Source organism: Candidatus Desulfolinea nitratireducens (assembly GCF_982879505.1).
In genome coordinates this window covers 1-2,738 of record NZ_CEYOSI010000206.1, presented here as the reverse complement: position 1 = coordinate 2,738, position 2,738 = coordinate 1, and the positions used below count along the sequence as shown (strand labels likewise).

Annotated in this window: 3 protein-coding genes; all 3 read right to left on the bottom strand. The window is 46.6% G+C overall.

The annotated features are described in order from the left end of the window. A partial coding sequence (locus tag AC3DOM_RS14610; RefSeq protein ID WP_487919780.1) for a ferrochelatase occupies positions 1-395 on the bottom strand: 395 nt, incomplete at its 3' end. Between the two features lie 219 nt (positions 396-614). Further along, a complete protein-coding gene (locus AC3DOM_RS14605) occupies positions 615-1,292 on the bottom strand; it encodes a peptidoglycan DD-metalloendopeptidase family protein (protein WP_487919779.1) in 678 nt (225 codons plus the stop codon). Between the two features lie 149 nt (positions 1,293-1,441). After that, entirely contained in the window at positions 1,442-2,686 is a 1,245-nt protein-coding gene (locus tag AC3DOM_RS14600; protein ID WP_487919778.1) for an aminopeptidase, read from the bottom strand. Positions 2,687-2,738 lie beyond the last annotated feature (52 nt).

Sequence of the window (2,738 nt, the reverse complement as noted above, 5' to 3'; positions counted from 1 at the left end):
ATCAGATCCGTCACACCACGCTCACGAAGTTGTGCCAGGGCATCTTTGATCGATGGATTGCCATACCGCATCCCGACCGCGACACTCAGGCTTGCCTCCGGGGACCGGGTGCGGAGAGCGACTTCCAATTTTTTTGCCAGGTCTTCGGTATGATAAAGCAAAGGAGATCCGCGTTCATCCCAGATCCGGCTATATAAACGCGCCGACCGACGTGGACGGGTATTGAGGATGATGCCATGCAGGAGCGGCAACCAAACCCAACGCGATAATTCAATTACCCGAGGATCAGCCAAAAATTGCGCTAAAAAACGCCGCACCGCTTTAGGCGTTGGGGCGTCTGGAGTGCCTGTGTTGGCCAGTAAAATACCAAGGGTTGGTGTTTTGGAATTGATCATATTAGTGTCCTTAGTCACAATCAGAAAGAGTTTACCGAAGGGCACCAATTATGCACATGGAGCTTTCTATACAATTCAATTAAGTACAAATAAGAAAAGCCTCAGTAATTTGACCTGAGGCTTTTTTGTGAAGACTATTTACTCAGCAGATTAGAGTATTTTTTTGTTGGTTTCTTTCAATTCTGCCAAGAGATTCCCCAACTCTGTCAATACACCACTTTATTTGAATTTCAGATATTCAAAACCGGCAAAGGACATCGCGCACCACTTACCATCTTCAAACTCAATCCAGACACTCTGTGAATGCAGACGCGTTCCTTTAATCTTTTCCCCTTTTTCAAGGACAGCCACTTTGGGGTAGTTAATCCCAGGGCCACTGCGGACATTCAAGAGTTCGCCGGTAACTTCGAAATCCAGATTGGGGAGATCAACAACACCAGGAAGATCTAATTCAGGGTGACTGGTTGTTTCTGAACCTTTTAAATAAGGCATTGGGTCTTCATAGCCTTTATAATCAGGATTTTTACCCGAAACTCTAAGACCAAAATGCAAATGTGGTCCCGTACTGGCTCCGGTATTATTGCTACGGCCAATGACTGTCCCTGCACTTACACTTTGCCCTGCGGAAACAGTTGCATTCGCCAGATGAGCATAATATGTGTGATAAGTTTTCGAGCCATCTTTGTGGCGAAGCTTGATGTAATTGCCATATCCACCATCTTCAAATGAAATTTTCTCTACGATACCAGCCGCAGCAGCCTTAACGGGAGTCCCATTGGGGATGCCAAAATCAACGCCATTATGGCCTGGAAAACCCCACTTGGCATAAAACGACGGGTTGCCACCGAATTGCTGGGTAATAGGACCACTTACAGGATACACTAGGGAAATTGCCATTTCTCCTCCTACATATGAACGTCTAATAATACAATGATCAACTGTGAAGTCTATCAATTAGATAAACTATAGCATAGTTTTACAAATATCGAAATCAACTGTTCGCGTTACAAATTATGATCGAAAAGTATTAAGACAAAAAAAGCAGCCTAAACCTCAAAGACCCACTCCCCTGCGCGCATGACTGGCTCGGCCTTCCCCTCTGCTGTGACCCCATCCACATCCATATCACCGGAACCAAACATAAAGTCAATATGAATCAGGCTGTCATTCCCTCCAGCCTGCGCGAATTCATCAACAGACATCGTCTCGCCACCTTTAAGCGTGAACTGATACGCACTGCCCAAAGCCAAATGGTTGGAAGCGTTTTCATCATAGAGAGTGTTCATAAAAATCAGGCCTGATTGTGAGATCGGCGACTTGTGTGGGATTAAGGCAACCTCTCCAAGAAAACTCGCATTTTCATCCATTGCCAGGATGTTTTTCAGCACCTCTTCACCCTTTTCAGCAGAAAAATCGACCACCTTGCCCTCAGAAAAGGTCAACTTAAAATTCTCGACCAGGCTGCCATAATAGTTCAATGGCTTGGTCGCTGTGACGGTGCCTTCGGTCTGATCCTTATGCGGCAGTGTAAATACTTCCTCTGTCGGTAGATTTGGTGCGAATGGAATATCCTGTGATGATTTACCCTTGCCGCCTGCCCAGAGATGCCCCTTCGGCAAACCTACTCGAAGGTCCGTCCCCGAAGCCTTAAATATCAGCGCTGTATATTTTTTAGATGTGAGATATTCCCTGCGCTTGGCAAGATTTGCCAGGTATCCCTCCCAAAACGCGATTGGATCCGGATTATCGAGACGACAAGCCTTGAAAACAGCTTCCCATAAACGGGATAAAGCCGCATCTTCCGAAATGTCCGGGAATATTTTCGTCGCCCAATCCGGTGTGGGGGGGCAAATCACTGTCCATTGAACGGCGTTGATACCCTGTTGATCTCCTATCGCTTTATAATGCTTCGCGCGGGTCTTCCGGTGGATCGCGACAATATCAGGATCTTCACCCTTTGACAACTCAGGATCGCGGCCCCAAACCTGCAGGTAGGCATCCCCCTCTTGCATAGAATCTGAAATACCCTCGAACAGCCATCCAGAGAACTCCTCGAAGGAGTCCCGGGGTGCATTCTGATACCTGATCTTGTGAATCGGTTCATCAACCCAAACAACAGAAACAAATCGACTGCCAAGTTGATAGGCGCTGGCCGCGATCAAGCGCACCAGAGGGGCGGTGTCCAGCCCGGCAAGGACAACAAGCCGTTGACCGGGTTGAATATTCAACCCAACCTTAACAACCAAATCAGCATATTTCTTGAGTTTTAGATCAAAATTTGAACTTGTCATATATCCTCTTTTATTTCAATTATGCGATGGTTAACTTTCCGAGTACAATACC

Bases quoted from the DNA above. Each gene is read 5' to 3' on its own strand.
- AC3DOM_RS14605 (WP_487919779.1), bottom strand. From the start codon at position 1,292: ATGGCAATTTCCCTAGTGTATCCTGTAAGTGGTCCTATTACCCAGCAA.
- AC3DOM_RS14600 (WP_487919778.1), bottom strand. From the start codon at position 2,686: ATGACAAGTTCAAATTTTGATCTAAAACTCAAGAAATATGCTGATTTG.